Annotated in this window: 20 protein-coding genes; 14 read left to right on the top strand and 6 right to left on the bottom strand. The window is 49.7% G+C overall.

The genetic code is table 11. The features are described 5' to 3' along the window. The first annotated feature begins 24 nt into the window (after positions 1 to 24). The gene (locus QQK89_RS13480; RefSeq protein ID WP_284239084.1) at positions 25 to 3,042 is read left to right on the top strand and encodes an efflux RND transporter permease subunit; all 3,018 of its coding nucleotides are present in this window, start codon (positions 25 to 27) and stop codon (positions 3,040 to 3,042) included. Between the two features lie 248 nt (positions 3,043 to 3,290). Here QQK89_RS13480 and QQK89_RS13485 read toward each other — a convergent pair whose 3' ends face one another. Further along, on the bottom strand, positions 3,291 to 3,935 hold the full coding sequence (locus QQK89_RS13485) for a DUF1054 domain-containing protein (RefSeq protein WP_284239085.1): 645 nt from the start codon (positions 3,933 to 3,935) through the stop codon (positions 3,291 to 3,293). Between the two features lie 402 nt (positions 3,936 to 4,337). Here QQK89_RS13485 and QQK89_RS13490 point away from each other — a divergent pair, with 402 nt between their 5' ends. The 3 genes from QQK89_RS13490 (at position 4,338) to gndA (ending at position 8,502) form a co-directional block, all read left to right on the top strand. Next, on the top strand, positions 4,338 to 6,053 hold the full coding sequence (locus tag QQK89_RS13490) for a proline--tRNA ligase (RefSeq protein WP_284239086.1): 1,716 nt from the start codon (positions 4,338 to 4,340) through the stop codon (positions 6,051 to 6,053). A 181-nt stretch (positions 6,054 to 6,234) separates the two neighbouring features. Beyond that, positions 6,235 to 6,831 (top strand): hypothetical protein, encoded by a 597-nt coding sequence (locus QQK89_RS13495; RefSeq protein WP_015845381.1) that lies wholly within the window; start codon positions 6,235 to 6,237, stop codon positions 6,829 to 6,831. A gap of 258 nt (positions 6,832 to 7,089) precedes the next feature. After that, on the top strand, positions 7,090 to 8,502 hold the full coding sequence (gndA, locus tag QQK89_RS13500; RefSeq protein ID WP_284239087.1) for an NADP-dependent phosphogluconate dehydrogenase: 1,413 nt from the start codon (positions 7,090 to 7,092) through the stop codon (positions 8,500 to 8,502). Between the two features lie 10 nt (positions 8,503 to 8,512). On the opposite strand, the gene QQK89_RS13505 is transcribed toward gndA, so the two are convergent. Further along, complete coding sequence (locus QQK89_RS13505; protein WP_284239088.1) at positions 8,513 to 8,809, bottom strand: hypothetical protein; 297 nt, start codon at positions 8,807 to 8,809, stop codon at positions 8,513 to 8,515. Positions 8,810 to 8,952: 143 nt separating this feature from the next. Here QQK89_RS13505 and QQK89_RS13510 point away from each other — a divergent pair, with 143 nt between their 5' ends. From QQK89_RS13510 to ptsP, 5 genes are all read left to right on the top strand, one after another. Further along, positions 8,953 to 9,465 carry a shikimate kinase gene (locus QQK89_RS13510; RefSeq protein ID WP_284239089.1) on the top strand — a complete coding sequence of 171 codons (513 nt, stop codon included), beginning with the start codon at positions 8,953 to 8,955 and terminating at the stop codon, positions 9,463 to 9,465. A gap of 51 nt (positions 9,466 to 9,516) precedes the next feature. Continuing rightward, positions 9,517 to 10,809 carry a 3-phosphoshikimate 1-carboxyvinyltransferase gene (gene aroA, locus QQK89_RS13515; RefSeq protein ID WP_284239090.1) on the top strand — a complete coding sequence of 431 codons (1,293 nt, stop codon included), beginning with the start codon at positions 9,517 to 9,519 and terminating at the stop codon, positions 10,807 to 10,809. Between the two features lie 30 nt (positions 10,810 to 10,839). Continuing rightward, the gene (locus tag QQK89_RS13520; protein ID WP_284239091.1) at positions 10,840 to 11,274 is read left to right on the top strand and encodes a CoA-binding protein; all 435 of its coding nucleotides are present in this window, start codon (positions 10,840 to 10,842) and stop codon (positions 11,272 to 11,274) included. Positions 11,275 to 11,476: 202 nt separating this feature from the next. Further along, positions 11,477 to 13,363: a glucose PTS transporter subunit IIA gene (locus QQK89_RS13525; RefSeq protein WP_284239092.1), complete on the top strand. Its 1,887-nt coding sequence runs from the start codon at positions 11,477 to 11,479 to the stop codon at positions 13,361 to 13,363. Then, positions 13,360 to 15,108 carry a phosphoenolpyruvate--protein phosphotransferase gene (ptsP, locus tag QQK89_RS13530; protein WP_284239093.1) on the top strand — a complete coding sequence of 583 codons (1,749 nt, stop codon included), beginning with the start codon at positions 13,360 to 13,362 and terminating at the stop codon, positions 15,106 to 15,108. Before QQK89_RS13525 ends, ptsP begins: the two co-directional genes overlap by 4 nt. Before the next feature lie 18 nt (positions 15,109 to 15,126). Here the strand turns inward: ptsP and QQK89_RS13535 are convergent, their stop codons facing one another. Continuing rightward, positions 15,127 to 15,654, bottom strand: a complete 528-nt coding sequence (locus tag QQK89_RS13535) for a type 1 glutamine amidotransferase domain-containing protein (RefSeq protein WP_284239094.1) — start codon at positions 15,652 to 15,654, stop codon at positions 15,127 to 15,129. A 56-nt stretch (positions 15,655 to 15,710) separates the two neighbouring features. Between QQK89_RS13535 and QQK89_RS13540 the strand changes: the two genes are divergently transcribed. The 4 genes from QQK89_RS13540 (at position 15,711) to QQK89_RS13555 (ending at position 18,501) form a co-directional block, all read left to right on the top strand. After that, complete coding sequence (locus QQK89_RS13540) at positions 15,711 to 16,127, top strand: VanZ family protein (protein ID WP_284239095.1); 417 nt, start codon at positions 15,711 to 15,713, stop codon at positions 16,125 to 16,127. Between the two features lie 120 nt (positions 16,128 to 16,247). Next, positions 16,248 to 16,661, top strand: coding sequence for a hypothetical protein (locus QQK89_RS13545; RefSeq protein ID WP_284239096.1), 414 nt, complete (start codon positions 16,248 to 16,250; stop codon positions 16,659 to 16,661). A 131-nt stretch (positions 16,662 to 16,792) separates the two neighbouring features. After that, positions 16,793 to 17,803, top strand: coding sequence for a catabolite control protein A (gene ccpA, locus QQK89_RS13550; RefSeq protein ID WP_284239097.1), 1,011 nt, complete (start codon positions 16,793 to 16,795; stop codon positions 17,801 to 17,803). After that, on the top strand, positions 17,803 to 18,501 hold the full coding sequence (locus tag QQK89_RS13555) for a 5'-methylthioadenosine/adenosylhomocysteine nucleosidase (protein WP_284239098.1): 699 nt from the start codon (positions 17,803 to 17,805) through the stop codon (positions 18,499 to 18,501). The genes ccpA and QQK89_RS13555 overlap by 1 nt, the downstream gene beginning before the upstream one ends. Positions 18,502 to 18,547: 46 nt before the next feature. Here the strand turns inward: QQK89_RS13555 and QQK89_RS13560 are convergent, their stop codons facing one another. Both QQK89_RS13560 and QQK89_RS13565 read right to left on the bottom strand, forming a co-directional pair. After that, a complete protein-coding gene (locus QQK89_RS13560; protein WP_284239099.1) occupies positions 18,548 to 19,723 on the bottom strand; it encodes an acetoin utilization protein AcuC in 1,176 nt (391 codons plus the stop codon). Between the two features lie 26 nt (positions 19,724 to 19,749). Next, on the bottom strand, positions 19,750 to 20,385 hold the full coding sequence (locus QQK89_RS13565) for a GNAT family N-acetyltransferase (protein ID WP_284239100.1): 636 nt from the start codon (positions 20,383 to 20,385) through the stop codon (positions 19,750 to 19,752). Positions 20,386 to 20,631: 246 nt separating this feature from the next. Here QQK89_RS13565 and acsA point away from each other — a divergent pair, with 246 nt between their 5' ends. After that, positions 20,632 to 22,356, top strand: coding sequence for an acetate--CoA ligase (acsA, locus tag QQK89_RS13570; RefSeq protein WP_284239101.1), 1,725 nt, complete (start codon positions 20,632 to 20,634; stop codon positions 22,354 to 22,356). Positions 22,357 to 22,619: 263 nt separating this feature from the next. On the opposite strand, the gene QQK89_RS13575 is transcribed toward acsA, so the two are convergent. After that, positions 22,620 to 25,700, bottom strand: coding sequence for a transglycosylase domain-containing protein (locus QQK89_RS13575; RefSeq protein WP_284239102.1), 3,081 nt, complete (start codon positions 25,698 to 25,700; stop codon positions 22,620 to 22,622). Between the last annotated feature and the right edge of the window lie 125 nt (positions 25,701 to 25,825).

Genomic DNA, 25,825 nt, shown 5'->3' on the forward strand with positions numbered 1-25,825 from the left:
GAATAGGGAGAAGGAGTAATCGTAATGAACAAGTTAACCGAATGGTCGTTCCGCAACAAGGCGGCCGTTATCCTGATCGTCATCATGTCTTTGACGGTTGGGGTCATCAGCTACTTGAAGCTGCCAATGGAGTTTCTGCCGGAAGCGGATAATCCGCAAGTTATGGTTACCGTGATCGGACCAGGCATCGATGCCAAATCCATGGAGCAGCAAGTAACAAACCCGCTTGAAGAAGCGGTTATGTTCACCAAAGGGAAAACAGACATGTTCTCAACCTCAGGGAACGGATATGCTCAAGTCAATGTCAATTTCGATTCAAATACGAATATGAAGGAAGCAAAAGCCGAGATTGAGCGTTCAGTCGATCAGGTGCAGCTGCCTCAAGGCGTAATGAAGCCGTTTGTCGTTCAGTTCAATACGTCGATGATTCCGATATCTTGGATTGTCTTAACCTTTGACGAAGGCTTAAGCGAACAGGAGAAGGAAGCAAAAATCAAGCTTGTGAACACGGAATTGCAGAAATCCGAAGGCGCGGGACAAATAAGCGTAAACGGCAAAACTACGCCGACGGTTCATATTACTCCCGACACTAGCAAGCTCGCGCAAAAAGGTCTCCCCGTGCAGTCGCTGCTCGGCGTGCTTCAAGGACGCGGCGTTTCGGCTTCGATCGGCGAACGCAACGTAGACGGCGCGGCAGGCAATATTAACGTTTATGACGAGATTACGAGCATCGATACGCTCCGCAATCTTACGGTTGCCCCTGGCGTGAAATTATCCGATGTTGCAATCGTCGAAGAATCCAAAGACCAAGAAAGCATCAGCCGGATGAACGGGAAGGACGCGATTTTGTTCACCATCTCGAAATCCGCTAACGCCAATGCCGTATCCACGGGCAAAAATATCGAGAAAACCGTTGAACGGTTGAACAAGGATGTAAAAGGCGTCGAAGCCGTTGTTCTATTAAGCACGGCAGAAACGGTTGTACATTCGGTCGACAGCATGCTTCGTGAAGTACTGTTGGGCGCATTGTTCGCCACCATTGTCATCTTGCTCTTCATGCGTAATTTCCGGGCAACCATCGTAACGATCGTATCGATACCATTGTCGCTTGGCATTACGCTCTATCTTCTGGATCTGTCAGGGGTAACGCTTAACATCATCACGCTTGGCGGCGTGGCCGTAGCGGTTGGCCGTCTTGTTGACGACAGTATCGTTGTCATCGAGAACATCTATCGCAAACTGCAAAAGGAACCTTTCTCTGTCGCGGTTATTACGGGCGCTACGAAGGAAGTGGCAACGGCGATTACTTCGTCCACGCTCGTTACGGTAGCCGTATTCCTGCCAATGGGCTTGCTTCGCGGCTCCCTGCAGGCGTTCTTGTTGCCATTCGCGCTGACGGTTGCATACTCGCTGCTGTCCTCGTTGCTTGTCGCTCTAACCGTTGTACCGCTGCTTAGCTCGATTCTGCTGCGGGGCACCAAAGAAAAGCCGCATAAAAGTTCCGAGAAATTCTCTTCGTTTATTCGTTGGAACCTGCAGCACAAATGGATTACGCTTGTCATTGCTTTGCTCCTGTTTGTAGGCTCGATTGGCGCATACGTGATGATGCCCAAAGGCGCACTCGATTCCTCCAGTGCGGAGAACTTGAACGTTTCCCTGCAATATCCTAGCGATACGCCTGCAGAGAAGGTAGAGCAGGGCGGAACCCAACTAGAAACGTATCTGAAAGATAACAAAAACGTGGAATGGGTCATCATGCAGCTGGGGAACAGCTCGGACAACGCGCAATACGGCGGCGTTTCATCGCCAACGCTTGTCACTTATATGATTGATTTGAAAAAAGGCGTAGACGCCGAGTTGTTCATGAATGAAGTGAAGCAACAAAAAACGAACTTTACCGATGCCGAATTGTCCGTTAACGCAACGGATTTGATGATGGGCGGCGGAGGTTCGCAAGTATTCGTCGATATTACCGGCGATGATCCGGAGAAGCTAACGCAAACTGCCGATCAACTGATGGCCAGCATCAAACCGATTGAAGGCGTTCTGAAAGTTCAAAGCAACCAGGAAGAGAAGAAACCGGTGTATACGTTCCAGGTTGATCCTGCGAAGGCTAATGGCCAAGACGTATCGATGCAGCTCCAGAGCATTCTGAACCCGGTTCCGCTTGGCAACATTCAGGTAAATGGCCGTGATACGGCAGTTGTCATGCAGCCGGTCGTTAATCCCGCAACGGAAGCTGATCTTAATAAGTTAACGATTGCTACCGAGTCCGGTGCCGTGCCGGTATCGAGCGTTGCGAAGCTGGTTCGTACCGAAGAGCCAAGCTTGTACTACCACAAAGAAGGTAAAGTCTATGTCCGGATTACGGCAGAAGCCGACTCGGAGAAGTTGTCGGTCGTGGGCAAAGACATTCAGAAAGCCGCGGATAAATTGACGCTACCGGACGGCGTTGAGCTTTCGGTTGGCGGCGCGTCTGCCGATCAAGCAAGCGACTTCGCGGACATTGGCATGACGGCTCTGATCTCCATCGGCATTGTATACTTGATCATGGTGCTCACGTTCAAAACGTTGCGAGCTCCGCTTGCCATCATGTTCTCCTTGCCGCTTGCAGCCATCGGCGCGATTGTGGGTCTGATGGTCTCGGGCGTAACGCCTGACTTTACGGCGATGTTTGGAGCTCTCATGCTCATAGGTATCGTTGTCACCAATGCTATCGTATTGATCGACCGAGTGAAGCAAAATGAAGAAACGATGCCGATCCGCGATGCGCTGGTGGAAGCTGCGACAACGCGTATGCGTCCAATCATCATGACAGCCGTGGCAACAATCTGCGCGATGCTGCCGCTCGTATTTGGTTCAAGCGAATCGGGCAGTATCGTATCGCAGAGCCTTGCGATCGTCGTAATTGGCGGCCTGGCCGCAGCGACTCTTCTGACTCTGATCGTGGTCCCTTGCATGTACGAATTGATGTTCTTCCGCGCTTCCCGCAAACAGCGCCGTGCGAAAGCGCAAGCTGCCAAAACGGTTTCAGCGGTCTAATAAATTCAATCAAAAAAAGCTGTGCGGACTTTCATCCGCACAGCTTTTTGGTCTTCTCCAGCCTTTGAATCGTTTTTTGCTTCTGTTTAAGGTTAATCGGCAAACGAAGCATGAAATGATTCTGGAGAAACGCAGTGGTCGCTTTTGTGAGTGGATTCCCTCCATGTACAATCTAATCGAAGGAATCCACGAGCAATGGCGATCGGAAGAACATTTCATGCGTAGTGTGCCTTATTAACCTGATCTTCCTAAACAGTAGCAGCCAAACGATACAAAGGCATCAACGTTTCGTAGGTGTCCTGAGCCAGCTTGTACAGCGCGTCTCCATCCTGAAGCAGCGGGTCGCCGGCGGGAAGGTGGCGGCCGATCAGCAGCTCGGCTTTTTGCACGTCGCGCAGGCGGGTCAAAGCGTTGGTCCAATCCTGCCTGTTCATGTCGCTGACCGGCTTGGATTCTTTCTTCATATGGTCAAGGGACAGCACATAATCGGAAGGGACGGCAGCAATGACCTCGTCCAGATGTTCCAAATAGGTTGAAGCGATTTTCGATTTGTTGGGCGCTTCATAAATAAGGGCAAACCACAAAAACAGGTGGTCGTCAAACAATCCCATTTGGAAATGCGGATGTGCTTTGTAACCGCGTTTATTGTTGCAGATGGCTAGCCAAGTGTCTTTTGGCGGATTAACGGTGCGGCGCGCGTGTTTGGCAATGTGCAGGAACATTTCATCGCCTGCCTGCACGGCGATATCGCCCGTCAATTTTTCGCCCAGATAGCGGAATTTCGGACGGATTCTTTCCTCGATAGCGGTCATCCGCTGTTCCAGGCCGTCAATTAGAAAGGTATCAAAGTCCTTTTGTTCAAAGCCGGTAAAGCCGGTTGTCGTAGTTGTCATCTATATTTTCTCTCCTCACAGGTAATAATCGATAATAGTAAGGTTGATTATAGCACATTTGTTCCTATTCAAACATCTATTGACGGGATATGTCCACTTGTTATAAAGTTATCTAAATATTCAAACAGCATTGAACGAGGTCGATTTCCTAAGCATACGTTCATTCCAGAGAGGGAGCCCTCGGCTGCAAGGCTTCTATGATCGCTTACTTCATCATCCTGCCTTGGGAGCTGCAGCGGCTGCTTATTGTATTGCCAGCCGGTTGCCGGGATCTATTCCCGTTATCAGTTAAGAGCCGATGGCAGTAGATCAACTATTCGGCTAATTAAGGGTGGTACCACGAGCACATTCGTCCCTTGCGAATGTGCTCTTTTTTTTCACATAAGTCAGGAGTGAGAACCTATGCGTCAAAGTCAACTATTATTACCAACCTTGCGCGAAGCGCCGTCAGAAGCGGAAGCCGTAAGCCATCAGCTTATGCTACGGGCGGGATTAATCCGGCAACTTGCGGCCGGGATTTATACGTATCTGCCGCTTGGACGGCGCGTGCTGCGAAGGCTGGAGACGATTATCCGGGAAGAAATGGACAAGACCGGCGCGCAGGAAATTTGGATGCCGGCGATGCAGCCGGCGGATCTATGGCGCCAGTCGGGCCGTTACGAACGATACGGTCCCGAGCTTGTCCGGCTAAGAGATAGACATGACCGTGAATTTGCGCTCGGGCCTACGCATGAGGAAGTTATTACGGATCTCATGCGCGGAGAAATCAACTCCTACCGGCAGCTTCCTTCCACCTTGTATCAGATCCAGACGAAATTCAGGGACGAGAAACGGCCTCGGTACGGGCTTCTTAGAGGCAGAGAGTTTTTGATGAAGGATGCCTATTCCTTTGATGAATCGTGGGAGGGGCTCAATACCAGTTACGACAAGATGTATGAAGCGTATCACCGGATTTTCTCGCGCTGCGGCTTACGCTTCCGTCCGGTAGAAGCGGATGCGGGGACGATCGGCGGAGAGGGCGGCACTCATGAATTCATGGCGCTGGCGGATATTGGGGAAGATACAATTGCAGCATGTACGCATTGTCAGTACGCGGCCAATCTGGAGAAAGCCAGTTACAGATTTGTAGAACTGCCTTTACAAAACGAAACTTCGGATATCGCGGAGCTGGAAAAAATCTATACGCCAAACGCGAGGAAAATAGAAGAGCTCGTTCAATCGCTGAACATTCCGTCCGATCATATATTGAAGACGTTGCTATTCCAGGCTGACGGCAAGCCGGTTGCCGTTGTTGTCCGCGGAGACCATGAAGTCAACGAGATCAAACTAGCCGGTTTGCTCAAGGCAAGTGAGCTGGAGCTGGTTGACCAGGCAACGGCGGAGCAGTTGACGGGCGCAAAGCTTGGCTTTGCCGGTCCAATCGGACTCTCAATTCCGGTTATCGTGGATTATGCCGCTGCCCAAGTGCAATCTGGCTTGGCAGGGGCGAACGAAACGGATTTTCATTGGAAGAATGTCCGCGTAGGCATCCATTTCCAAATTGCTTTGCTCGGGGATATACGAAATGCCGTCCCGGGAGATGGTTGTCCGAATTGCACGGAAGGCCAGCTCCAAATGTACCGGGGGATCGAGGTTGGGCAAGTGTTCAAACTCGGCACGAAATACAGCGAAGCGATGAACGCCTCCTTTCTGGATGCAGAAGGGGTAGACAAACCAATCATCATGGGCTGTTACGGAATCGGCATATCGAGAGTCATGTCCGCCGTTGTAGAGCAGCATTATGATGAGCAGGGGATTAGATGGCCGCTGGAACTTGCCCCTTACCAAGTTCATATCGTACCTGTGTCCGCCAAAGACGAGACGCAAATGAAAGCAGCCGCCGAGCTTTACGGCAGCCTGATTGCGGCAGGGATTGAGGTATTGCTGGATGACCGGGACGAGCGTGCGGGAGTCAAGTTCAAGGACTCGGATCTCATTGGCATTCCGGTTCGGATCGTGGTCGGAAGACAGGCGGCGGAAGGTGTGCTGGAGCTGAAATACCGGCACGAGAAGGAAGCGCAGCAGTTATCTTCGGAAGAGGTACTGGCCGCAATCACAAACTTTTACCGTTCCAAATAGCTTTTGGAGGGCGGTCAGGTCGGCCAATTGGACGGCTTGACCATTTTTTTTTCGAAATAGGCGAGCAATACTTTAAAATTAGTCAATAATCCAAGTTGCCAGAACATAAGATGGAGTATAAGATAGAGGTAAGAACAAATTGTCAGACTATTTCGTCAAATGCTTGAAAGGAGGGATTGCCGTGAATAAGAGCTACGAAGTCGAATATTGTAATTTGGAGCTGCGTTTTGACCGCCGGCAAATCCAGAACCTCATCCGTGATCTCATTCAGGAAGGGTACTCCTTGTATTGGAGCGAGACGGAGGGGCAGTTCCTCATTTCTATTCGTACAGGTCGTAAGCTCGTAAAATTAAGGTTTCAGCGGATGAAAAACCGTTACAAGATCGTTGGGGATTACACCATTAAGGACGAGAAGCTGTCGGAGTTGCTTGAAAAGCTTATTAATGACACACGTGGGCATGCGATAGTCAAGCGGATCAAAGATCGTCAGATCGTCATTGAGAACATCATGTTTGGTGAAATAATACGACTTGTGGAGGTGTCCGGAATGGAACATCGGATCATTTATCAAAAGAAGCCATTCGTAACAATAGAGGAAATGATTAAGGCTTTTCAATCGAAACGCGCCGAGGAACGCGCAGTGGTGCTGCGTTATGAGCTGGATTACGAACTGACCGTATTGTATGACGCGCTGCAGGAGAATAATGAAGAAGCCATCGCAGAGTCGAAGGAAAAGCTTGCGTTGCTCCGTTCGGAGATGCTGCAACTCGAACTTTAGAGCTCTTGATATAAAAAAATAACCCTTAAAAATGCGAATCCATGGATTGATTCTTTATGAATCACGAAATGGGTTCGTTTTTTGCTTTTTCTGGTTAGCATTTCTTCGCAATATAAGGTAAACTTTCTAAAGCGGTCAGGAAATCTAATGAGAGATTAGCGACAAATTCCGCGCAAATGGTTTTCATCTCCTTGCAAAAGGAGTAATATAAGACTATTGAAGACCAACATATTATAAAAAAAAGGATGGAAGAACCAAATGGCAAAACAGCAAATCGGCGTTATCGGCCTTGCAGTCATGGGTAAAAACCTTGCCCTGAACATTGAGAGCAGAGGCTTCACAGTATCGGTTTACAACCGTTCCCGCGAGAAAACAGACGAGTTGATCAAAGAATCCGCAGGCAAAAACCTTGTTCCTGCTTATACGGTTGAAGAATTCGTGCAATCGCTCGAATCCCCGCGCAAAATCCTGATCATGGTACAAGCTGGCGCAGGTACTGACGCAACAATCGACGCGCTTGTTCCTCATCTGGACAAAGGCGACATCATCATCGACGGCGGCAACGCATACTTCCCTGATACGGTTCGCCGCAGCAAAGCTCTTGAAGAGCAAGGCATCCGCTTCATCGGTACCGGCGTATCCGGCGGCGAAGAAGGCGCGCTGAAAGGTCCTTCGATCATGCCTGGCGGCCAAGAATCCGCGTACAAGCTGGTTGAGCCTATCCTTACTGCAATCTCGGCAAAAGTCGGCGACGACGCTTGCTGCACATATATCGGTCCAGACGGTGCCGGCCATTATGTAAAAATGGTTCACAACGGTATCGAGTACGGCGACATGCAGCTCATCTGCGAAGCTTATGACCTGCTGAAAAACACGCTTGACCTGAACGCTGAAGAGCTTCACAGCATCTTCACGGAGTGGAACAAAGGCGAACTCGACTCCTACCTGATCGAGATCACTGCTGACATCTTCTCCAAATACGATGCTGAGACTGGCAAGCCTATGGTTGACGTGATCCTTGACTCCGCCGGCCAAAAAGGCACAGGCAAATGGACAAGCCAAAGCTCCCTTGACCTTGGCGTGCCACTGTCGATCATCACAGAATCCGTATTTACTCGCTTCCTGTCCGCTATGAAAGAAGAGCGTATCGCAGCTAGCAAAGTTCTGAACGGTCCTGAGAAAAAACCTTTCCAAGGCGACAAAGCAGCATTCATCGAATCCGTTCGCAAAGCGCTGTTCGCTTCGAAAATCTGCTCGTACGCACAAGGCTTCGCTCAAATGCGCGCAGCATCCGAAGAGTATGATTGGAACCTTCGTTACGGCGATATCGCTATGATCTTCCGCGGCGGCTGCATCATCCGTGCACGCTTCCTGCAAAACATCAAAGACGCTTACGACCGCGACGCTAACCTTCGCAACCTGCTTCTTGATCCTTACTTCCAAGGCATCGTTGAGTCGTACCAAGGCGCATGGCGCGAAGTGGTTGGCACAGCAGTAGCAAACGGCGTTCCAGTGCCTGCATTCGCAAGCGCTCTGTCGTACTTCGACAGCTACCGCACAGAGCGTCTGCCTGCGAACTTGCTTCAAGCGCAACGCGACTACTTCGGCGCACACACGTTCAAACGCGTGGACAAAGAAGGTTCGTTCCACCACAACTGGATGAATTCCTAATCCGGATCAATTATTTTAGTCCGTATGAGGCTTCAATGAGACATTGGCGCAGGCGACTTGCTTCCTGATCGGAGTAATGCTTGCGCCGAATGAGCAACATGGAAGCTTCGGCGAAATAATGAAAGTTTCTTAATAAGCGTGGCTGCGAAAGGCTCCTTAATGCAGGGTCCTCGTCAGCCACCTTTTTTTTAATGTATTCCAGCATCCAAATCACGTCTTCGCGGCATAACGGGTGATCAGGGCTTAAGATTCGATCGATTCTAGCGCTCGTTGGGTGGGAAGCATGCAAATTCGATTCACTGGTCATGCCATCTTCACTCCTATTTGTGATATAAGCATCAGTATCATCCATACGGCATATGCAACATTTTTATACCCTATTCCTGAGAAAAAATGATATGATGTTGTGAGGCCGTTAACCGTGAAATGACAAACAGGGGAGTTCTTGCATTGGAACAGCGCATAAGCAAAATTATATTGGTAGGCTTTATGGGGACAGGCAAGTCAACCGTCAGCCGATTGCTTGCGGAGCAGCTGGGCTGGTCCCGATATGATTCGGATGAAGTGATCGAAGAGACGGAAGGAACCATTTCCGTGTTGTTCGATACGCATGGCGAGTCCGGATTCCGCAACATTGAGAGCAAAGTGCTCGTCTCGCTGCTGGAGTCGGAGGAGCGTTCGATTATCGCGACAGGCGGCGGTTGCGTTCTAATGGAGCAAAACCGCGAAGCTATGCTAAAGCATGGTTTTGTTGTCGCTCTTACGGCAGATGCCGGGCATATTATTGAACGAGTAAAAGCCGATACGTCCCGCCCGCTGTTACAAGGGGATATTGCGGGGAACGTTCACCGGATCATGGAGCAGCGCAAACATGCGTATGATTTTGCGCATCTCAGACTGGATACGACGTCATTATCGCCGCAGGACGCGGCAGATATGATCATACAAGCTTTGCAGAAATAATCAGCATGCCCTAGCAACCCTAACCTATACGAGAAGGAGAAATGCTGCACAATGGATGTTATCGTTACACCTACTCCAACACTTCAAGGGGAAATTCAAGCGCTTTCCTCTAAAAACTATACGACTCGCTACCTGCTAGTTGCCGCGCTTGCAGAGGGGACAAGCACGATCTACTATCCTGCTCATAGCGAAGACAGTGACGCGATGCGCCGTTGTATTCGCGATTTGGGAGCGATTGTAGAAGAAGATGACGAGAAAATCGTCATTACCGGTTTTGGCAGAAATCCGAAAGCAGTGGATCAACTGGATGTAGGCAACGCCGGCGCCGTTCTTCGCTTCCTCATGGCGATTGCTTCGCTGTGCCCGGATGTAACGTTTATTAACCGTTACCCGGATTCGCTTGGCAAACGTCCACATAACGATCTGATCGATGCGCTTGGCCAAATGGGCGTAAAGATTGAACATAATGAAGGCAAGCTGCCGATCCGCATTCAAGGCGGAGCGCCAAAAGGCGGCAAAATTCAAGTGTCCGGCAATGTTAGCTCGCAATTCTTAAGCGCGCTTCTGTTCCTTACTCCGCTGCTTGAGGAAGACAGCGAGATTGAAGTGCTTCATGACCTGAAATCCAAAGTTGTCGTTGGACAAACGCTTGAAGTGCTGGAGCAGGCGGGTATCGTCATCCATGCAAGCGAAGACCTGATGCATTACCGCGTGCCGGGCAACCAGAAGTACGCAGCGAAGAATTATGTTGTTCAAGGCGATTATCCGGGCTCCGCGGCTATTCTCGCAGCAGCTGCCGTAACCAATTCGGATGTTATCGTACACCGTCTGGAAGAGAACAGCAAACAAGGCGAACGCGCCGTAGTTGACGTGCTTCGCATGATGGAAGTGCCTATGACGCATGAGAACGGCATTGTGCACGTGAAGGGCAACGGCAAGCTTAAGGCTGTCGAGTTCGACGGCGATAAAGCTACGGATGCGGTACTCGCTATGGTTGCTGCGGCTGTATTCGCTGAAGGCACGTCGCGGTTCTATGATGTTGAGAATCTTAGATACAAAGAATGCGACCGGATTACGGATTACCTGAACGAACTGCGCAAAGCAGGCGCAAACGTGGAAGAACGCCAAGCGGAAATTATTGTTCACGGCCGTCCGGAAGGCGTGGAAGGCGGCGTGGAAATTAATGCGCATTATGACCATCGTGTCATTATGGCGCTTACCGTAGTTGGACTGCGCGCCAAAAATCCGATCCGGATCCGCGACGCGCATCATGTTGCTAAATCTTATCCGATTTATTTCGATCATTTGAAAGCGTTAGGCGCTAACGTGGAATGGGTAGAATAAAGGAAAAAGGATGAAAGCGAGGCGCTGATTATGGCATTTGAGAATCCGACCCGAGATGAGATTAAGGAAATCCTGCTGGCAAGCCATACGATTGCCGTAGTTGGTTTGTCCGACAAACCGGACCGAGTGTCTTATATGGTATCGGAAGCGATGCAGAAGAAGGGCTACCGCATTATTCCGGTAAACCCCGGGGCAGAGACGATCCTTGGCGAAAAAAGTTACGCAAGCTTAGCGGATATTCCAGAGCCGGTGGACATCGTTAATGTATTCCGCCGTCCCGAGCATACGCCGCCGATTGCCGAGGAAGCAGTAGCGATCGGAGCGAAAGCTTTATGGCTGCAATTAGGCATCGCTAATGATGAAGCGGCCAAAATTGCGGCAGAAGGCCGACTTCGAGTAATTATGGACCGATGCATTAAGGTAGAGGATTCCAATCTGCTGCCAAGCGGGAAGCAAACGTCATAAACAGTGTCTTTACGTTATACCTTTTACAATGGCGGGCCATCTGGCCCGTCTTTGCTTTGACAAAAAAGCATGAACACCGTACCATCGATATAGAGATTACGATGCTTACGAAGTAAGAATTGCTTTGCAATTCTTTAAGTCCATGCTTACGAAGTAAGAATTATCGCAAAGAACGCGCTAATTCTTTTCAGGAGGTGACAAAGTGAATTTTCTAGGAAGGTTTCAGCAGCTTGGACGCGCGTTTATGCTGCCTATGATCGTACTACCGGCTGCGGCAATCTTTTTATTCCTAAGCCAGCTGCCTTGGGATCTTCTTGGCATTCCGGATACGGCCGATTATTTGCAGGCGGCAGGCCATGCGATTTTTACCTTCCTGCCTTATATTTTTGCGCTTGGCGTATCGCTAGGTCTTACTGGCAATGCGCTAGCAGCCGGTATGGCTGCGCTTGCGGGCATGGTTATTTATGTCGGAGTAACCGGAACGGCCGATGCGCAGATTGAACCAACCGTGTTTGTAGGCTCGATAATAGGTATGATATCCGGTTTCAGTTACGAACGTTTTAAGAACTTGCGATTACCGGAATACATACAGTTTTTCGGTGGGCCGCGATTTGTGCCTTTATTCGTCAGCGTTGTAACGGTCATCCTGTCGATGGCGATGATCGGCGTCGCCCCTTTAATCCAGCGAATGCTGGAGGGACTTGGTGATATCGTCGCTTCCGGCGGCGGCTTTGGCGTGTTTTTGTTCGGGTTTCTATACCGGATTCTTGTGGTCTTTGGCTTGCATCACTTGCTCAGCCATGTGTTCTGGTTCCAGGTGGGTGGCTATGAGACCGCTGACGGAACGATGGTATATGGCGATTTGCCGCGGTTTTTCGCCGGAGATCCGACAGCAGGGGCGTTTATGGCCGGCATGTACCCGATCGTGATGTTTGCTTTGCCGGCGATTGCGTTCGCCATTATTCACGAGGCTAGGGAAGATTTGAAGCCGAAAATCCGGAAAACGTTTCTATACGCTTCGCTTGCTTCGTTTCTGACAGGCGTTACGGAGCCGGTGGAGTTTGCCTTCTTGTTTGTTGCGCCTTATTTGTTTGTCGTGCATGCGTTGCTCTCCGGCATCATTATGTGGATCACTTATGAGCTTGGGATTCGGCATGGCTTCTCTTTTTCCGGAGGAGTCATCGATTACATTATTAATGAACATCTGGCGACCAGAGGCTGGCTGCTTATTCCGATTGGTATCGTGGTTGGCGTTGTTTATTACGTCTTGTTCCGCTGGGTCATTAACCGTTTCCGCATTCCGACTCCGGGACGCGAGGAAGGTTCGCAGCTGGATGAATGGGCCGGAGATATTCCTTACCGCGCTCCCCTAATCTTGCAAGCGATTGGCGGCAAAGACAACATCGTTCAGATGGAATCCTGTATTACAAGGCTCAGGTTAAAAGTAGCCAACGAGAAGCTGCTGGACAACAACGCGTTAAGAAATCTTGGCGCTGCTGGTGTTCTTAGACTTGGCGGCGGCAATGTTCAGGTCGTATTCGGCACTTATTCGGAGCTGATCAGAGCTGAAATGCTGAAAGCCATTGAGCGGGATCAGGAGCAAGTGCTCTTCAGCTCGCCGGTTCAAGGCCGGATGATTCCATTAGAGGATGTTCCGGATCCGATATTTGCAGGGAAGTTGGTCGGACAAGGCGTTGCGTTTATTCCGGACAAAGGGGAACTTGTGTCGCCGGTAAAAGGCACGGTTATCATTGTGTATCCAACGATGCATGCGGTAGGTTTGCGTACGCAGGAAGGTTTGGAAGTTCTGCTTCACGTCGGAATCGACACGTCCAAACTAACGGGGAAACAGTATTTCAAAGCGGTGGTACAGGAAGGGCAAGAAGTGATGCCAGGCGATATGCTAATTCGCTTTGATCTGCAGCGCGTGCGCAAGGAAAGCAAGTCTCTTGCCACGCCAATGGTCATTACGAATTCGGATCTTGTTCATTCTTGGAGGTTTGCACCATTCAAAGCAGTGAAGAAGGGGCAGTCTTCGGTATTGTCGGTTGTACTTAAAGAGAGAAATGGTGGAGGGGAAAGACCATGATACAAGGAATTGGAGCTTCGGCGGGCATTGCGATCGGGAAATCGTTTGTGCTCCCGAACTGGGAGTGGGAATTTCCTGAGCAACCTGTGGATGTAGCTGATTTTGCCCGTGAGTTTGAACGGGTCTATGAAGGGATTCGCACATCCAAACACGAGATTGAGCAAATCAAAGACGAACTGAGAGAAGTGGTCGGCGCGGACGAGACGCAAATTTTTGACGCTCATCTGGCGATTTTGGACGATCCGGTCTTCATGAATGAAATCCAGGGCATCATCCAGCGTCAGTATAAAGCGGCGGAGGTTGCTGTAAAAGAAGCCATTGACCATTTTGTAACGATGTTTGATTTGCTTGATGACGAGTACATGAAGGAACGCGCTCTTGATATTAAGGATGTCGGCAACCGACTGCTCAAACATTTGCTTGGGGCGCCGGAAATTACGCTGCCATCGGATACCCAGCCTTTTATTCTTATCGCAAGAGAACTTTCTCCTTCCCAGCTTGCCCATATTAATCCGAATAACGTGCTGGGCATTGTAACGTTGGCGGGCAGCTCAACATCCCATTCCGCTATTATGGCCCGGGCTTTGGGCGTGCCGCTTGTTGTTGGAGTGGAGAGCAAGCTGGAAGAGCCGATTCAGACAGGGCAAACGCTGATCATAGACGGTACGGAAGGCCTTTTGTTCCTTGATCCTAATGATTCCTTGATCGATCACTACAGTGAACTTCAGAACCGCCAGGCGGAGGACAGACAAAGGCTGAACGTAATAGCCGACATTCAGTCGGTAACCCCGGACGGCAAGGTGCTTGGGCTTGCCGCGAATATAAGTTCTCTTAAGGAACTTGATGTGGCGTTGTCTAGCGGAGCCCATGGCGTGGGCTTGTTCCGGACGGAGTTTCTTTATATGGACCGGAACCGGTTTCCGAAGGAAGAAGAGCAATTCGAAGTGTATAAGAATGTTGCGGAAAAGCTGGCGGGAGAACCGCTTATAATCCGGACGCTTGATATCGGCGGGGATAAGCAACTTGATTATTTCAATATTCCGGAAGAAGATAATCCATTTCTTGGTTATAGAGCGATCCGGATCTCGCTGGACCGTAAAGATTTGTTCAAGACCCAGCTTAGAGCTATTCTGCGTGCAAGCAGTTACGGACAAGTGAAGGTGATGTATCCGCTAATTTCATCGGTTGAGGAAGTTAGAGCCGCCAATCAAGTGCTGGAAGAAGCGAAGCAGGAGCTGGAGCAAGAAGGACATCCTTTTGATGCTCGAATCCATGTGGGCATTATGATTGAAGTTCCCGCGGCCGTTATGCTGGCGGACCTGCTTGCCCAGGAGGTTGATTTCTTCAGTATTGGAACCAATGATTTGGTTCAATTTACGCTGGCGGTTGACCGGATGAACGAGGAGATCAGCTATTTGTATGAGCCGTTCCATCCGGCGGTGCTAAGAATGCTGAAACAGACGGTAGAGGCAGCCAAAAGAAACGGGATTAAAGTGGGGGTTTGCGGCGAGCTGGCAGGCGATTTGCGTGCCTTGCCGATCTGGCTGAGCCTGGATGTGGATGAGATCAGCATGTCTTCCCATTCCATTCTCCAAGTAAAAGAGCGGCTGCTCTGCACTTCGCAGAAAGACAGCCGCCTGTTGCTGCCGCAGCTGATGGAATGCCGCACGAGCGCGGACATTCATCAGAAGTTGAAGCAATTTATGGATTCGGTGGATGAACAAGGGGCAGCCTCCGCTAGTTAGCGGAGGGCTCCTTTTCTATTAGGCCTGCTGTTCCAATGCGTCAACGAAAGCCTTTGCATATGGAGGGAGATCCGGCGGCCTGCGGGCGGAGATTAGGTTGCCGTCTACAACAACGGCTTCATCGAACCATTCGGCGCCGGCGTTTTCCATATCGTCCCGAATGCCAGGCGTGGAAGTAACTTTGCGACCGTTAAGAATCTTCGCTGAGATCAAAACCCAGCCGGCATGGCAGATTTGCCCAATCGGTTTGCCCGCGGCGTCAAGCTCCTGAACAAGCTGGAGAACCTTCGGATAACGGCGGAGCTTGTCCGGTGCCCAGCCTCCGGGAACGAGAATGCCTGCAATATCGGCACTGTTTACTTCGTCAAAGGAAAGATCCGCAACGGCAGGAACGCCATATTTGCCGATATGCTTCTTGCCTTTCTCAGGGCCGGCATACAAGACCGTTGCTCCGGCTTCGCGAACGCGATAGACCGGATACCAGAGTTCAAGATCTTCGAACTCGTCATCAAGAAGACAGATAACCGTTTTATTATGTAAAGACATTTTTGATTTCCTCCTGTACTTTATTATTTCTTTTCCATTGTAGCGAAGGAGAACCTATGAATCAAACAAGCAAACGACGTTTTCCCCGATTTGCGCCAGCCGTGATCTGGATGATCGTCATATTCGGATTTTCTTCCCGGACGGGCGATCAAATGAACACCATGCTGCCGTTTTTCCAAAAGTTATTCCCGCATATGGCGAGTTTTGACTGGGGCCATTTCCTGGCCTACTTCATCCTGGCTGCTGCCATTGATTACGGAATAGGGAGAAAGGCAAACAAAATTTCTTATAAGTTGCTGATTATTATCGCCTGCGGAGTTTACGGCATAACCGATGAGTACCATCAGTCCTTTGTTGGCGGCAGGATGACCGATATTATGGATATCCGAAATGACATGATAGGAGCGGCAATTTGGGTCATTCTGGCATCGATTCCAATGATCAAGAAACGTTGGCGGAAAGCTGCTCCATAGTAAAAATTACATAGTGCGGATAAGCAGGATTTTTTGCAGAAAAGGTCGAATCCATTACGCATCTCGAAATAAAAAGAAATAGAGGAACGGAAGAGAAGCGCGTAAAGGGAGTGGACCAAAGTGCAGAAAAGGTGTCATTGCGGTGACATCATGAAGATGAAACTGCGTACAGTGATCTATTCGGGGAAGGTCGAAATCGATAATGTCCCGATCTATTCATGCTCGGTATGCAGCCGCAGCGAAGTACTTCCCGATGTGAAGCCGGATCTGACCGGTCTCATCGCCAAGCTTGGACAGGAGCCGCCGAAGCAGACATTTCTATTTAATGAATGCAACGAATGGGCCGACCTGCTCGTAGAAGCTAGCGAAGACAAAAATCATCCGGATTCTTATCAACTCGAACGGCTGACAGAGGAGCGGATTAATAATCTGCTGGATTTGCATCTAATTGCGCAATCACTTCATGATGAAGAATGGATTGCTGATATTAACAAAAGGCTATCTCAACTTAGCAGGCGGTCTTTGCATACATAAGCCACGGCCTAATATCACTCTCCATTCTGCTGCAACTATGCGCTAACATTGCGAAAAGTAATATTTTGTCGTATGATTACGTTAATATGCAGCGAACGTAAATAAAATTTGAGATATTGGAGAGAAGTACCGTGACGGTTACCATTTATGATGTAGCAAGAGAAGCAGGAGTATCGATGGCTACGGTTTCCCGGGTTGTAAACAACAATCCGAATGTGAAACCGGCAACGCGAAAAAAGGTGTACGAGGCTATTGAACGACTCGGGTATCGTCCAAATGCGGTAGCGCGAGGCTTGGCAAGCAAAAAAACAACTACGGTAGGCGTCGTTATTCCGGATATTTCGAATGCGAATTTCGCCGAAGTTGCACGCGGTATCGAAGACATTGCGAATATGTATCACTATAATATTATCCTTTGTAACGCGGACAAGAAAAAAGACAAAGAAATCCGCGTTATTAACACGTTACTCGAGAAGCAGGTGGACGGGCTTCTCTTTATGGGCGGCGCTGTGACGGAAGAACATATGCAAGCTTTCAAGACGGCTAACGTACCGATTGTTCTTTGTGCTACAACGGATGAGAACGGTCAAATTCCGTCTGTTGACATCAACCACGAAGAAGCGGCTTTTGACGCTGTGCGCAAGCTGGTTCAACAAGGACACACGCGCATTGCGATGATCAGCGGAACGTTGCAGGATCCTGCGAACGGTTTTGCCCGTTTCCAAGGGTACAAGCGTGCGCTTGAAGAATCGGGTATTCCTTATGAGGAGACGCTTGTCCGTACAGGGAATTACCGTTACGAATCGGGCGTAGAAGCGATGAAATATTTCATCGAGCTGTCCGAGCGTCCAACAGCCGTATTTGCGGCAACGGATGAGATGGCGATTGGCGCGATTCATTGCATTCAGGACTCTGGCCTGAAAGTGCCGGATGATATCTCGGTTATCAGCGTTGACAATACCCGCATGGCTTCGATGGTTCGTCCTCAGCTGACGGCGGTTGCCCAGCCGATGTATGATATCGGTGCGGTATCTATGCGACTTCTAACGAAGTTGATGAAAAAAGAAGTAGTAGAACACGCCAAAGTGGTTCTGCCGCATGAAATTGTCATTCGACAATCCGTTGGAGGTTTGCAAGCATAATGGCTTTTAACAAAATCGGAATTATTGGTGCAATGGTTGAAGAGATTGAACTGTTGCATCAGAACGTAAACGTAACAAACAGCGTAACCAAAGCAGGCATTACTTATCATGAAGGTCAACTTCATGGCAAGACGGTTGTCTTTTGTAAATCCGGCGTAGGCAAAGTCAACGCTGCTGTATGCACGCAGATTCTAATTGATCTTGGTGTTGATAGCGTCTTGTTCACCGGTGTTGCGGGAGCGCTTGATCCGCGTCTCAATATTGGCGATATCGTGGTTTCTTCCAGCTGCGTACAGCATGATATTGACGTTACGCCTCTAGGTTTTGCAAAAGGGGTTATTCCTTTCCACGAGCGTTCGGAGTTTGTGGCTGACGGAGAGCTTGTTAAGCTAGCTTCGGAAGCTAGCGAGCGTTTATTTGAAGGACGCAGCCTGATCGGCAAAGTATTGTCCGGTGATCAGTTTATCGCTAGCCGCGACGCGGTTCGCGAGTTGTACGAAACGATGCAAGGCGCATGCGCGGAGATGGAAGGGGCATCGGTCGCCCATGTATGCGATATGAACGAAATTCCGTTTGTTGTCATCCGCTCGATGTCGGACAAAGCAGACGGTTCGGCTCATGTTAACTACGCGGAGTTTACGGTAACTGCAGCGAATAATTCGTATGCGATTATTGATGATATGGTTCAGCATATCTAAATAGAATGAACGTCCGTACCTGTGGGTACGGACGTTTTTTTGCTTCTTATAGATCTTGAATCGCGATGGCGGCTGTTTGCCGGTTCTTGAGCTCAATTTCCGCTCTGCGCGGGATGGGGAGGACTTGGCTCAAATCATCCAGCCAGCAAGACGGCAGTGGTTCAGGGCTTGCGGATGACCATTTCTCGAGCCAGGCTGTAGGCAACGGAACCTCTTCACGACGATTGAGTTGTTCAATGATAGGATGGTCCGTCATCGTCAGCCAGACAAGCGACCAGGCTCTAGGCACGACACGCCACCAATCATAACCGCCGCCTCCTAGAGCCATCCAACGTCCTTCTGTATGCTCATGAGCAAGATCATGTATAATGCCTGGCATCTCATGATAAATTCGCATGCTGCAGTGTATATGAGACAAAGGGTCGTAAGCATGGGCATCGCAGCCATGCTGACTGACGATGATGTCGGGCTTGAAAGCTGCTGCGATTTTTGCAATAGAACTGCGGAAGCACTCCAACCAGGAATCATCCTCCGTATAAGGTTCCATCGGTACGTTAAAGCAGGAGCCAAATCCGGCATCCGTTCCTTTTTCATGAACAAAGCCTGTACCCGGGAACAGAAATTTACCGGTTTCATGAATCGAATACGTACAGACGTCGGGGTCGTTGTAGAAGCTCCATTGTACGCCATCCCCATGATGGACATCCGTATCGATATACAGCACGCGAGCGCCATAAGTTTTGCGTATGTATTGGATAGCAACCGCTGCGTCGTTATAGACGCAAAACCCGGCTCCTCGGTCGGGAAAAGCATGGTGCAGCCCGCCAGCCATATGATAAGCATGTGTAGCGGCACCGCTCATCACAAGCTTGGCAGCATAGACAGATCCGGCCGTTATGGTCGCGGCTGCGTCATGCATGCCTGGAAAATATGGCGTGTCTTCGGTATCCAGTCCGTATTTCCCAGCGGCAGAAGCCGTTTCCTGCGCAGGGTTGTCCAAGCTTAGCTGCTGAACGGCCTGTATGTAATCCGTCCTGTGGACGAGCGACAGTAGCGCCTCATCTGCCAGTTCGGAGGGAGATGTTGTCTGCTCCTCTTGCAATGCGCCTGCCGCATACAGCAGATCCATCGTTAAGGTCTGGCGGACCGGGCTGAATGGGTGCTGATCGCCAAATTGATAACGCGTACTGTCAGAATGATGAACAAATATAGCGTTAGTCACTTCTTAACCTCCCAAATAGAAACACACTAATACATGAAGCGCTGCCGGAAACGGATCCGGTCGAACTGCTCCTCGGATTGTTGCGGGACTTCCTTGCCGATTCGTACCATCAGACAATTGGCGGGATGCGAGCAAATCTCGGGATCATCCGTGGCGTACCAGACCATACCGACGGATTTCATAAGCTTCTCCATAATGCCCCGGTATTCCCATACGCTCAGCTTTGTCCCTTCCAGATCCCAATGCCAATAATATTCGGTTGTAAATACGATCATATTTTCAAGCTGTTCATCAGCAAAAGACAATTGAATCATCTTTTTGCCAAGCCCGTAGGATCGGTACTGATCTGCTACCTCGATGGCTCCAAGCTCGATTAAATCCGGCATCCCGGCTTCATACCAGCGTTCCAGTTCATCCGGATAATGAAAGGTGACGTATCCGACGATCACTTCGTCAACACGGGCCACAATAATTCGCCCTTCTTCCAGACCGGCAATCTCAACCAGCGCTTCATGTTGGTCCTTCGGCCGCCGGAAGGCGTCCAGATCGGCATGCATCCTAAGCAGTTGCAGGTCTTCGGGCGGAATCGGACCTTCAATAATACAGCATTGTCCATCATTTAAATCGATCTGCTGCCGGTGATACATTTTGCGATGCTCCAATAACGAGATCTCCTTTCCGAGGCTGCGTGCTCCCATACCTTTTATATTTATGGTTATATCAGACATCGAGAGAAATGAAAAGCATAGTCGAACGGAAAGTCGTTATGCTATAATTGTTGTGGCGGTTGAGTAACTGTAAGAATCGTTTGCGAGATATCCGGCTTGTTTGCCTGCAAGTAACGGTTAGTATTTGTAAGCGTATTCTTGACGGTTAATGTTTAACAGATTTGATGGGAGAGTGATAGAATGATCAACTTGCATCAAGAACGAATTCCAGCGGTGGCAACAAATCCGAACCTCAAAAATTATGAACAAGCAACGGTTGATTTTGATTGGAAAGAGATCGAGAGCCAATTCAGCTGGCATGAAACAGGGAAAGTAAACATGGCGTACGAAGCCGTAGACCGTCATGTGGAGTCCGGTAAAGGAGCTAATATTGCTCTTTATTACAGCGACAACACGAGAGATGAATCTTATACTTATGAACAAATGAGCAAGCAGTCGAATCGTTTCGCAAACGTATTGCGCAAATTCGGCGTCAGCAAGGGCGAGCGGGTATTTATTTTTATGCCGCGGACACCCGAGTTGTATTTTGGGGTTCTTGGCGCTTTGAAGGTAGGCGCGGTTGTTGGTCCGCTCTTCGAAGCATTTATGGAAACAGCGGTGAAAGACCGTCTGCAGGACAGTGAAGCAACTGCAATTATTACGACTCCAGCTTTGCTGGGACGCATCAAACGCGACGAGTTGCCTAACCTGAAGCATATTTTTGTATTTGGCGACAATGTGGCAACCGACGATGTGATTGTCGACTTCAATGCGGAAATGGCACAAGCTTCGGAAGAAGCGGAGATTGAATGGCTAGAGCGCGAGGACGGCTTGATTCTGCATTACACTTCCGGTTCAACCGGCAAGCCAAAAGGCGTGTTCCATGTCCAAAACGCCATGATTCAGCATTACTACACAGGTAAAATCGTGCTTGATCTCAAAGAAGGCGATATTTACTGGTGTACGGCTGACCCAGGTTGGGTAACGGGAACATCGTACGGGATCTTTGCGCCATGGCTGAACGGAGCGACCAACGTGATTCGCGGCGGACGCTTCAGCCCAAGCGACTGGTACGGCACGATCCAGAAATACGGAGTAACGGTATGGTATAGCGCTCCAACCGCGTTCCGCATGCTGATGGGCGCCGGCGATGATCTGGTTCAACAGTTCGATCTGTCGAGCCTTCGTCATGTTCTTAGCGTTGGTGAACCACTGAATCCTGAAGTTGTACGCTGGGGAATGAAAGTCTATAACCAACGTATCCACGATACTTGGTGGATGACGGAGACGGGCGGACAATTGATCTGCAACTATCCGTCGATGGATATTAAGCCCGGCTCCATGGGCAAGCCGCTGCCTGGTGTCAAAGCAGCAATCATTGATGATCAAGGCAACGAATTGCCGCCTTACCGAATGGGCAATTTGGCGGTACAAACGCCATGGCCTTCGATGATGCGCAAGGTTTGGAACAATCCATCAAAATACGAAGAGTATTTCCGGATTCAAGGCTGGTACATTTCCGGCGACTCCGCTTATATGGATGAAGACGGCTACTTCTGGTTCCAAGGCCGGATTGATGACGTAATCAACACGGCAGGAGAACGGGTCGGTCCGTTCGAAGTGGAAAGCAAGCTTGTAGAGCATCCAGCGGTCGCTGAGGCGGGAGTAATCGGCAAGCCGGACCCAATGCGCGGTGAAATCATTAAAGCGTTTATCGCGCTTCGTGAGGGCTATACGGCGACGGACGAATTGAAGGCGGAAATTGCCCAATTCGTCAAAGTCGGATTGTCCGCCCATGCCGCTCCGCGCGAGATCGAGTTCAAAGACAAACTTCCGAAGACGCGCAGCGGCAAAATCATGCGCCGCGTTCTGAAAGCCTGGGAACTTAACCTCCCAACGGGCGATCTCTCCACTATCGAGGACTAATATATATAATAAAACGGCTATGATGGTTGTTATCCATCATAGCCGTTTTTCGTTCTTCCTTAATAAATACCGTTTAATGTGAGCGAAGCAATTCGAATGATTCTGTAGAAGCGATAGCATATGCTTCCGAAGCAGCTTTCTTGCAGAAAGCTTTCAAGCGGTCGCTTTTGCTCGGGGATTCCGACAAATTTGCTTGTTCATGGAATCCACGAGCAATGGCGATCGGAAGAACATTCGAATGCGTAGTGAACAATTAAACGAATTTATGCTCCCACCTTCACATTTTGCGAAGGAGGAGATTTGCCCGTATCATTTTCCGCGAGTACATAGAATGTACCGGTTGTTAATGGCGATGCGTATTCGAAGCTTGGATGTTTCGTTGTGCCAACCTCGACAAATTGCCCATCGTTATTGGCGCTGAAATAAACATGGTAAGTTGTGACGTATTCCGCATCCGGGTTAGCGTTCCAGCTAAGCAGTACGCTTAAATCCGTCGGCGTTGCGACTAATCCGTTAGGAGAGGACGGAGGAGCTAAATCCGGATGCTCCGTCCCCGAGTTGCCGCCATTGTTATCGCCAGGCAAGCCTGGGATTTCCGGGTTAACCGGACCTTTGCCAAACGTCGCGACCAGGCTAGGCGCAGATTCTTTGCCAGCCACGTCTACCGCAGTTACATAGAAGCTGTAGCCTTGGTTGCCGGATACGTTGATTTTGGCTTTCAGTTCTTCGCCAACCAGGATCGATTCTCCAACCTTTTGAGCCGGCTGGCCATTGACGGATTGATAAATCCGGTAGCCGACAATATCTTTCTCCGTGCCGCCCGTAAAGGTCAGCATGACTACGCCGGAGCCGATGGATTGAAGCCTCACATTGCTTGGAGCATTTGGTACATTGCCGTCATCGACGCGCGGATCCACTTTGGAAGGCGCGTTGGAATCGGCATCGGCTGGCAGATACGATTCCATTGGTTTTCTGCTGCTTGCAGGAAGCTTTTCTTGTGCCGCTCTTATCTCATCCATCAATTGATCAAGCGGTTTCTTCCGTTTGATGACGATTTGTTCGCGAACCATATCTTGCGGCGTAGAAGGTTTCGGTACATAGTTGACGCCGTTGAACGGGATATAAGCCATTTTCACTAAAGCGTCATCCGTTTCTTTCGGCAAATATTTCTGATTGAACCAATCTGTTACCAGCATGCCGGACTCTTTGGTCAACTGGCTAGGAAGCTTGCCGCTCGCGCTCGATACGGTAGCTTTCACAAGGCCGGAAGGACGTTCGAATTCCTTTGTCGGGAACAAATCAGGTTTTGCTTTTGTAATTTGATTCATCATAAGAGCCCAAATGGAACGCGCGCGTTTCTTGCCCGGGTCGGAGAGGGTGTGAATCTGCTCTTCGTAACCGGCCCATACGCCAAGGGTAACATCCGGAGTAAAGCCCATGAACCAGACGTCGCCATAACTTTGCGTTGTACCGGTTTTGCCGGCGATCGCGATTTTACCGTATTGTTTGAAGTCTGAAGTCAAGGAGTGAGCCGTACCTTGGCTGCTCGAAACAACCGTCTTCAGCATATCGGTAACCAGGAATGCCGTTTGCGGCGAGAATACCTGCTTAGGCGTAGCCTTATGCTCGTAGACCGGTTTGCCTTGCGCATCGGTAATCTTCGAGATCATATACGCATCGTTAAAGACGCCTTTATTCGGAATTGCGCCATACGCATTCGTAAGCTCTTCAACCGAAACCCCGATGCTCAGACCTCCGATTACGCCGGTTTGCGCGCTGTCGTCTTGCGGCTGCAGAGTCGTTATGCCAAGGTCGCGGGCAAAGTTCCAAGCCCCTTTGATCGTTACGTCATCCAAGAATATCTTGATGGCCGGCAAGTTAAGCGAGCGGTTAAGCGCTTCGCGGGCCGTTACAAGTCCTAGGAATCTGTTTGTCGAGTTTTTCGGGATATGGAAGCCTTTTTGTCCGTCCTTGAGCACGACAGGTGCATCATCCACGATACTTGCCGGCTGGATGAGTCCCTTATCAATGGCTGGCAAATATGCTGCTATGGTCTTCATCGCCGAACCCGGTTGGCGCGTCATCTGAGTGGCAAAGTTCATTTGCTCCTCGTAGAAGTCGCGGCCTTCCAACATACTGAGAATGGCGCCTGTCTTGTGGTCGATCATGACGGCTGCAGTCTGCTCGAGACCTTTCTCCTTGCTAAACGCGGAGAAGTTCTTAGGATCCGCTGCAATATCGTGCATGATCTTGTAAATATCCTTGTCTATCGTTGTATAAACATGGTAACCGCCATTGAGAAGACGAAGGCGAGCATCTTCGACAAGCGAAGAGTTTTCCTTTTTCTTCAGGTCAGCCTGGGTAAGTTTCGGGTTTTCTTGAAGCACCAGAATCTCGGCTGCCTGACGTTCGGCTTCCAGCATCAGATAAGGGTAAGTCGTATAGGCTTTTTCTGATGGCGGCGCTAGGGAAGAGCGAAGGTCGAAGGCTTTTGCCTCGTCATATTGCTCTTTCGTAATCCGGCCGAATTTCAGCATCTGCGACAAAACAATGCCTTGGCGTTCGACTGCCAACGTGAAGCCTTCTTCATCGAATTGTCCTTTGCTCGTAAACGCGGTATAAGCGGAAGGCCGCTGCGGCAAGCCGGCCAGATAAGCTGCTTGCGCAATGTTTAATTGATTGAGGTCCGTAATGTTGAACAGACCGCGCGCCGCTGATTTAATACCGTATAAATTATACCCGCTGGAGCCATTGCCAAATGGCACTTTGTTCAAATAAGCGGCGAGTATTTCGCCTTTGGTCAAATATCGTTCCATGCGTAGCGCCAGGAACATCTCTTTTACTTTGCGGCTGTCGGTCTTGTCCAAGCTGAGGAATACTCGGCGGGCAAGCTGCTGGGTCAATGTACTGCCGCCTGTCTGCGTATCTTCGTTAAGCAGCTTCTGCTTGACAGCCCGTCCAAGGCCGCTGATGTCTACGCCTTTGTGATGCATGAAGTTGTTATCTTCAATAGCCAGTACAGCATCGATTACCTGCTGAGGCAGATCCTCGTATTCGATTGGCGTCCGGTCTTCTTCGGTCCGGAGTTGTCCGACCAGCGTCTCGTCATTGAAATACACATATCCTGTAATCGAATTTTCGTTTACTTTATCCTCAATTAATGTTCGAGGACGTACGACTTCATCCTTAACGAGCGAGGCGACGTAACCGGTAACGGCACCGCCTGTCAATAAACCAATAAATATGCCGAAATAAATGAGCCATTTGACAGTCATCAAAGATATGATTCCGAATGTACGCCATCCGCTCCTGCGGGGCGGCGATTTGCGATCTTCTTCTTGCATATGTATAAATTCCCCCTCTAAATGACCAAATCCTATTATAGCACAGAACGTGATTTTGAAGCACTAGCAGGAGTGAACCGGCATAGGCACTACGGTAGGATACGAATATTGCCGATTTTGTCGAT

It is taken from the genome of Paenibacillus glycanilyticus, assembly GCF_030161375.1.
GTDB classification, from domain to species: Bacteria; Bacillota; Bacilli; order Paenibacillales; family Paenibacillaceae; genus Pristimantibacillus; species Pristimantibacillus glycanilyticus_B.